A 7,631-nucleotide genomic window follows, 5' to 3' on the forward strand; every position below is an offset into this window, starting at 1 on the left:
GGTAAAAAAGTGATTTCATCAATATTTATGCGGATTGCTGCGTCTGCACCTTGAGATCCTTTGACGGCGTTAACCTCGATAGTCGCTAGTTTTTGGGCATTAGCTGAAGTTAAAAAACAAAACAGGGTTAATATACAATAGCCAAGTTTGATAAGGAACTGCTGGTGATTCTTTCTAAAATCTAAAATTCTGTACATAGCTTACCTTTAAAACAGCGCGATATAACTTAATGAAACAGTGACTTATTTATCGTCTAACAAAATACATATTTACAAGTGAATTTCAATTTACAATTAACAAAGTGCATCGGTCTGTTTTTTCCATGAAATCCGATTCAAAAAAAGATAGGTCATGGAACATGTCAACCTTTAATTATTCGGGATGTGGATTTGCATCAGGCTATTTCATCTGATTTAATTCCTCCATTGTAAAGGGCTTTTGACGCCCTTTATACTTGCTGCGGATACTGGTTACGTCGCCTGTTTGTATCCGATCGCCCTTATTGCTCCACGACACTCTTATGTAATTCAATAACTGCGCAATGTCGGCGTCAGAGAATTCCGGATTTGAAGCTATACCTGGCATCTCTCCGTTGATTTCGGGTGCTTCATAGAGTTTATTACCAATTTTAATCGGGCCTGTTAATCCATATAATACAATGCCACTCAGTTTGTTCTTATCACCGACAACCCATTCAGAATTGTTAAGCGGAGGAGCTAGGGAAGCCACTCCATTCCCATCAGACCCATGGCAGGTTTGGCAAAAAGATTTGAATATTGACGCGCCTTTAGGAAACCGCACTGTTGCGTCGGCTGCAGGTTTTTTGGCCCTCTCGACATCAGCTAATACTCTTTGCAATCTTTTATTTATCATCAGACTTGTATCCGGGTTTAATGCATTGAACTGCTTATAGAAAGAAGCTTCCTGATCTTTAAGAGCGCTGATTACGGCATCAGAAACATAAATATCTCCTCTAAAAGTACCGGCAAGTTTGGTAAGCAATTCCGTTTGAGCCGATTCATCAAATGGTTTAAACGCGGGAGCTAAAAAAGCAATGTAAGGGGCTGAAAGTGTGTCTTTTGCCGCGATCATCGTATTGAAAAGCTGTAGGAATTCTTTGTAATTTCCTTTGCTGATCAGTGATTTCGACAGGCTCAAAGCTTGCATGCGTAAGGGCCATTCCTTACTTAAAAGCAATTGCCATATATCATTCTTGGTTAAAATCCCCAGACCTTCCATTGTCCACAATGCATGTGATACTGCGAGGGGGTCTTTCACCTTTTTGGATAATTTTCTCAATTGAGCTGTAACACTGAGATCCCGGGAATCAACCAGAAGTTGTTGTGCCATACTTCTTACCCATCCATTTTCATGAGCCAGAAGCTTTACAAGTTTAACTTTATCTTCCGGAAATTGTACGGCTTTTGACCTGATGTTTTTTGGGACAATTTTATAGATCCTACCATAATTCAGCGGCTGGGTAAGGGACCGCTTTCTGATCTCATTTTTTAAATATGGCGTAAGGTATGTTTTATGCTGGATGATCCCACGGTACATATCAACAACGTACATTGCGCCATCCGCACCATTATATAAATTAACTGGCCTAAACCGCTCGTCGGTGCTTCTTAGAAATTCATCTTTTGTATATGCTTGCCTCCCCAGGACGGAATATCCGTCACGGCTTAAGATATTTCGCTTTATCAAGTTAGCTGCAGGTTCTGCGACGAAGGCATTTCCGTAATATTTACTATCGAAAAGGTGGCCGTTATAGATCACTGGCCCGCACGCGGCCGTGAATTCTACTAACCTTAAGCTATCGTCGAGTATCCCTGGCTGATAAGCCCGGTTTACTCCCGTTGTAGCTCTGGCAGGATAAACTTTATTGTTGGGGACAATCTTTTTATTAAAGCCGGAAACGCCACGCTGATTTTGGTTCAGTGCTCCAAATCCCGGACTAAAGAAATCGCCAAGCAAGTTTTCAGAGTTATTATTATAATACAGACGGCCTTGATCATCCTGTGTAATTCCCCATTGACCGCGGAAATGAGTCCTTTCAATTATCCACTTATCCCCTTGCTTGCGATAGCGCTTATCGGATTTCGCATTATATATCCAGTTGTCAAGTGCGCGAAAGAGCCCATTAGGCTGGTGTTCCACATTCCCGCCTTCGGCATAGGATGGATCTACCAATGTCTTCTTTACAGGCTTATCATCCCTGATCTCATAAAACCATAATCTCGGCGACTCTGCCACCAGTATCCCATTTTCTATCAGGCAGATTGCACGAGGAAGAATGAGGGAATCTAAAAATACCTGCCGGTCATCCATTAGACCATCACCATTTTTATCCGTCAGGATCACAATTTTACCTCTGGGCTGATCTTCACCAGTCCCTAGCGTGTCAGGCATATATCCCTCCATCTCTGTCACCCAGATACGTCCTCTTTTATCGAATACTATGGCTACGGGAGAATGAATCAGCGGCTCCTCCGCGACAAGCCTGACCGTAAAGCCTGGTTCAAGCTGCATGGTTTTCATCGATTCTTCGGCCGATAAAACTGGCGACGAATCAAACTTCTGCCGGATAAGCAAAGAATCCAGGATTTTACTTTTTTCCGCCTGCCTGAAGGCCCCCCCTCCAATAAAGATGAATGAACCAATGACGAGGAAGAAAATATAGAATAACGAGTTTTTCATGGTGTGTCGGAAAGAGCAGATGCTAATATTTTAGAATTTGTTGATTTTTGTAATAGTACGGTGTAGGCGCTGGCAATTTTTTCATGTGTTTTTTTACCCCCCAGTTTGATTAGTATTTTTTTAATCCAGAATTCAACATCGATTTTAAACATATTGAAAAAATTCCTGTCCTTTCCCTGGTTTACAAAAGTGTTGAATTTCGTCACTTCAGGTTCTATAACGGAAATCTTATCATCAAGTATATCAAAGCCTTCCGTCTGTAGCAGAAATCTGAGGGAACTTGGAGTGTACATATTGATATGACCGTAGCTGAGAAAGTGCTTCATCCTTCTATCCACGCCGTAGCGGTAATCAATCGGTACTTCAATCACAAAAAGTTTTGATACCCGTTTCATCTCGCGAAGCAGCATTCGTTCAAATTCTACATGTTCAAGCACATGAGATAAGACCACAAGATCAAACTCGTTGTCTTCAAAAGGAATATGGTAACCGTCAAAAATCTGCACGGATTTTAAAGTTTCGATATTCCTGTTCGCTATTTGTTCTACCCCACTACTAGATATTTCGAGAGCGTGGATTTCTCCAGCAAATTGAAACTCATCGAGGTATTTTAGAATACTTCCGTCGCCGGCACCGACTTCAAGAATTTTTTTCACTTTGAGATCGCCACACAGCTCTTTAATATTTTGAGCCTTATATCTTGCACTTAAAAGCCTCCATTGTTCATCCTTTCCAACATAGAAATTATCATATGCTTCTTTTAATACTGTACTAACTATTTCTTCTTTGTGCATTTATCTTTTCTGATACAGAATAATTGAGGTGACCATTTCCACGGCTAACAAAACAGACGCGGGATAGCTCTGTAAATTAGCTAGATTTTGTAATTTAGCAAAATGCCGGGCATCAAAAGTATAGTTTTAAAATATCTCCCACTTCATCATTACAAATCTTACAGGTCATATTCTCAGGATGGAGAAGATATGATATTGAAAGCTTTCTATGAAAATAAAAAAGGGTATAAAGGATTTTATGTAGATGTGGGAGCCCATCATCCCGTAAGGTATTCCAATACGTATTACTTCTACAATAAAGGATGGAGAGGCATAAATATTGAACCTACACCAACCGCAATTAAACCATTCAAAATATTAAGAAGCCGGGATATCAATTTAAACGTTGGTGTGGGCGCTGCTCGCGATAACCTGACGTTTTATTGCTTCAATGAGCCTGCTTTAAATACTTTTTCGGAAGAAGTAGCTTTATCCGTAGACCAAAAAGATAACAAGTACAAAATCACACAACGCGTAAAGGTTGAAGTACTTCCTTTGCGGGATATCCTGGCCAGCCATCTACCGAAAGGTGTCAAAATCGATTTCATGAGCATCGACGTTGAAGGCTTAGACTTTGAAGTGCTAAAATCTAATGACTGGGATAAATACTCTCCGGAATATCTGCTTGTGGAAGGCCACCTTGAGTTTGAAGATATATTCAGTTACGATGCCTATCAATACCTGCTGGAACGGAATTATAAATTGGTTGCCAAGACATTCAGAACTTTGATATTTAAACATAAGGCTACGTAATTTACATCAGATTTTTATCCCACCAGTTCCGTTCAGCGGCTGTCTGGGTCCACCTGGTTTCAGTCTCACTGATCTTGAAAGGAAGAAAGAAGTCGTCCAGGTATAGCCATTTATGGGGCCGAATCCTGACATGTCAACTTCGATCAAATCAGCTTCACGAAGAAGTTTAGCGCTGTTTTCATGCCAGTCGGAGTTGTCAAGAATTATAATTCCATCGCTATTGAGTTTTTTCAAGGCCTCCACTGTACATTCATAACGATGATTCCCATCAATTATAATAATATCAAAGCCCTCTGCAAATTGATTGATTGAGTTGACATAGTCGGTTTTCTCCGGAACTAATTTATATTCAACATTTGCAGGGAGGCTCGGCGTAACCTTTTCGTACCAGTCTTTATTATCCTCAATTGAAACCGCCTTTTTACAGCGTTTAGCCCAGAAAATTGTAGAATTACCCGAACCAAACTCAAAAATGGATTTATCCGAAAAATCAATCTGTTTTATGTATTCAATCGCAGGATAGGTATACCATGGAATAAATTCATCATTCTTATCAATGCATCCCCTGCTCATCGTTTTGAACTGGCCAAATTCTACGGAAAGTATCCAATAGTTTTTGATGGTGCTGATTAATGCTGTCGGATAAAATCTCCCAAAAAGCCTCTTCATTCTATGTGTTTTAATTGTTTAATTATTTTTTGTGCCGATTGCTATTCCCCTTTTAATCGAGCCGATACTACTGAAAACAAGTTAATCAGAAGCAGAGATTTTAACACCATTACCCCTTGTCCTCTTGTTTTGGAAAAAAGCAATATTGAAAAAGTCGTAACAAAGTATGCGATCAGCGTTGCAATTGATGCTCCGACGCCGCCATACAAAGGTATGAGCCATAGGTTTAACAAAATATTCGCAGCTGCACCTATTGCCGTTCTGTAAAAGGAGATCTTAGTATATCCCTCAGCGAGAAGATACTGACCACTTGCGCTTCCAAGAAATACGAAAATTCCTGACCAGATATGAATGGAAAGCATATCACCTGCACCTTCAAATTGTTCACCGTAAAGCAGTTGGATAAAAGTTCCTGCGCCCAAACTCACAATAAGGGCTACAGGCAGACTGATCGCGACGAGAAGATCATATAAATTCTGCAAGCGTTTCTGGTACCGTTTCGGATCTGTTTTACGGGCATGAATAATGGCCGGGAAAACTGAAGTGACTATTGCTATTGGTATAAAGTACCAGGCCTCACTGATCCGGGCTGCTGCGCTGTATATCCCAGCTTCTGTGCTGCCTGTAAAGTACTTGAGCATCAGAATATCAATTTGCATATATAAAGTCACCATTACAGCCGATAAGATCAAAGGCCATGATTGACTAAGAAGGTACTTAGCCCGGGAAGAATTGAAAACCCAATTCCTGATATGGAGATTTTCGCGATGATATATTATAACCAGTCCGATTGCAAGCATGAGACCATCGATTACTAATGCAAACGCAAAATAGACCAGAGGCAATTTTAATAGAACAAAACTGATTTTGATGAAAGATGAAATAATCAGGCAAATATTCTGCACCAAAACCACGAATTTTGATCTAACCTGTGACTGAAAGTAGGAATCAATGATATTAAAAGCCTTGAAAAATAGGGCCGAGGCACAAAAAGCAATAATGAGAGTCAATTCGGTCCCTTGCTGGTCAGCCAGGCTACGGAAGAAAATATAAATCAATACTGAAGCGGGTACCAGAATTATGCTGATAGTTACCCTCATCCAAAACGCTGTTCCTAGAATTTCATCGCGTTTCCCCGGTTGGTCTAAAACCTCACGGATGATAAAGCTATCCAATCCGAGCGTGCCTACTGCAGCGATAATAGCAGTAAATGCAATAGCAAAATTCAAATCACCGAAATTGCTGGGACCTAAGAATTTTGCGATAAAAATCCCGACAACCAAGCTTAGAATTTTCCCCAGCATTAACCATCCGGTATTCTTGAAATACTTTTGAAAAGCTTCAGGGTCGAACCCGGAGATGGAAGGAATCCTCATTAAGTACAAACTTAGATAAAAAATTTCCTTTTAAAATTGTGTAAAAATTAAGGGCTCAGTGTTTGCTGAGCCCTTAAACTTAATAGGTATCCAAAACTAATTATTGATTCACAAACTTCTTAGCATTGATCTTGCGTTCGTTTTCACTTAAGTAGATCTTGCGCAGGCGCATGCTTTTAGGTGTAATCTCAATATATTCATCAGCCTGAATATATTCCATCGCTTCTTCAAGTGAGAATTTAATCGCAGTTGCGATACGTGCATTATCATCTGTACCGGATGCACGCATGTTAGTAAGGGCTTTACCCTTTACCACATTTACCACCAGGTCATTATCACGGATATGCTCACCCATAATTTGTCCTTCGTAAACTTCAACACCTGGTTCCACGAAGAAACGTCCGCGATCTTGTAATTTGTCAATTGAATAAGCTGTTGTAGAGCCTTTTTCCATTGATACAAGTACACCGTTCAAACGGCCAGGGATTGTGCCTTTCCACGGCTCATAAGCCTTGAAACGGTGAGCCATAATAGCTTCCCCAGCAGTTGCAGTAAGTACGTTATTACGCAAACCAATGATTCCACGGGCCGGTATCTCAAATTCAAGGTGCTGCAGATCGCCTTTAGGTTCCATCACAAGCAAATCTCCTTTACGCTGGGTTACCAATTCGATTACTTTACCGGATACTTCTGCAGGAACATCTACAATAAGAGTTTCAATGGGCTCACATTTAACACCATCTATTTCCTTGATGATTACCTGAGGTTGTCCTACCTGAAGCTCGTAACCTTCACGGCGCATGGTTTCAATAAGTACTGATAAATGGAGAATACCACGTCCGTAAACCAGGTACGAATCAGGTGATTCAGTTTCAACAACCTTTAGCGCAAGATTTTTTTCCATCTCTTTGTAAAGTCTTTCGCGTAAACGCTGAGATGTTACAAATTTACCTTCCTTACCGAACATCGGGGAATTGTTGATGGTAAATAACATATTCATTGTCGGCTCATCAATCTTGATAACCGCCAATTGTTCCGGCTTGTCGAAATCAGCAATGGTATCGCCAATATCAAAACCTTCGATACCAACTACTGCACAGATATCACCGGAAGAAACTTCCTGTACTCTGATTTTACCAAGGCCTTCGAAAGTATATAATTCTTTAATACGTGATTTTTGAATCGTTCCGTCACGTTTCACAAGTGAAACTGGCTGATTTTCTTTAATTACGCCACGAGCAACACGGCCTATGGCTATACGGCCAACAAAAGATGAGTAGTCAAGAGAAGTAATCTGCAT

7 protein-coding genes are annotated in these 7,631 nt (G+C 40.5%); 1 reads left to right on the top strand and 6 read right to left on the bottom strand.

Features of this window, described 5'->3' with window-relative positions; translation table 11 throughout:
- From WBJ10_RS11735 to WBJ10_RS11745, 3 genes are all read right to left on the bottom strand, one after another.
- Window positions 1-197: hypothetical protein (locus WBJ10_RS11735; protein WP_424290508.1), on the bottom strand; the 197-nt coding region annotated here is incomplete at its 3' end.
- 202 nt (window positions 198-399) lie between these two features.
- Window positions 400-2,700 (bottom strand): DUF7133 domain-containing protein, encoded by a 2,301-nt coding sequence (locus WBJ10_RS11740; RefSeq protein WP_424290510.1) that lies wholly within the window; start codon window positions 2,698-2,700, stop codon window positions 400-402.
- A complete protein-coding gene (locus WBJ10_RS11745) occupies window positions 2,697-3,494 on the bottom strand; it encodes a class I SAM-dependent methyltransferase (protein ID WP_424290512.1) in 798 nt (265 codons plus the stop codon). Before WBJ10_RS11745 ends, WBJ10_RS11740 begins: the two co-directional genes overlap by 4 nt.
- Before the next feature lie 102 nt (window positions 3,495-3,596).
- On the opposite strand from WBJ10_RS11745, the gene WBJ10_RS11750 reads away from it, so the two are divergent.
- Entirely contained in the window at window positions 3,597-4,286 is a 690-nt protein-coding gene (locus WBJ10_RS11750; protein ID WP_424290514.1) for an FkbM family methyltransferase, read from the top strand.
- A gap of 6 nt (window positions 4,287-4,292) precedes the next feature.
- Here WBJ10_RS11750 and WBJ10_RS11755 read toward each other — a convergent pair whose 3' ends face one another.
- The 3 genes from WBJ10_RS11755 to WBJ10_RS11765 all read right to left on the bottom strand — a co-directional run.
- Complete coding sequence (locus WBJ10_RS11755; protein ID WP_424290516.1) at window positions 4,293-4,955, bottom strand: class I SAM-dependent methyltransferase; 663 nt, start codon at window positions 4,953-4,955, stop codon at window positions 4,293-4,295.
- A 41-nt stretch (window positions 4,956-4,996) separates the two neighbouring features.
- Entirely contained in the window at window positions 4,997-6,331 is a 1,335-nt protein-coding gene (locus WBJ10_RS11760) for a flippase (RefSeq protein ID WP_424290518.1), read from the bottom strand.
- Between the two features lie 100 nt (window positions 6,332-6,431).
- On the bottom strand, window positions 6,432-7,631 hold a 1,200-nt coding region (locus WBJ10_RS11765), incomplete at its 5' end, for an EF-Tu/IF-2/RF-3 family GTPase (RefSeq protein ID WP_424290520.1).

Source organism: Daejeonella sp. (assembly GCF_049655485.1).
Taxonomy (GTDB): Bacteria; Bacteroidota; Bacteroidia; order Sphingobacteriales; family Sphingobacteriaceae; genus Daejeonella.

What these genes read in the sequence shown, in the direction of transcription:
- WBJ10_RS11760 (WP_424290518.1), bottom strand. Translation starts at nt 6,331, where the DNA reads ATGAGGATTCCTTCCATCTCCGGGTTCGACCCTGAAGCTTTTCAAAAG.
- WBJ10_RS11750 (WP_424290514.1), top strand. Translation starts at nt 3,597, where the DNA reads ATGCCGGGCATCAAAAGTATAGTTTTAAAATATCTCCCACTTCATCAT.
- WBJ10_RS11745 (WP_424290512.1), bottom strand. Translation starts at nt 3,494, where the DNA reads ATGCACAAAGAAGAAATAGTTAGTACAGTATTAAAAGAAGCATATGAT.
- WBJ10_RS11755 (WP_424290516.1), bottom strand. Translation starts at nt 4,955, where the DNA reads ATGAAGAGGCTTTTTGGGAGATTTTATCCGACAGCATTAATCAGCACC.
- WBJ10_RS11740 (WP_424290510.1), bottom strand. Translation starts at nt 2,700, where the DNA reads ATGAAAAACTCGTTATTCTATATTTTCTTCCTCGTCATTGGTTCATTC.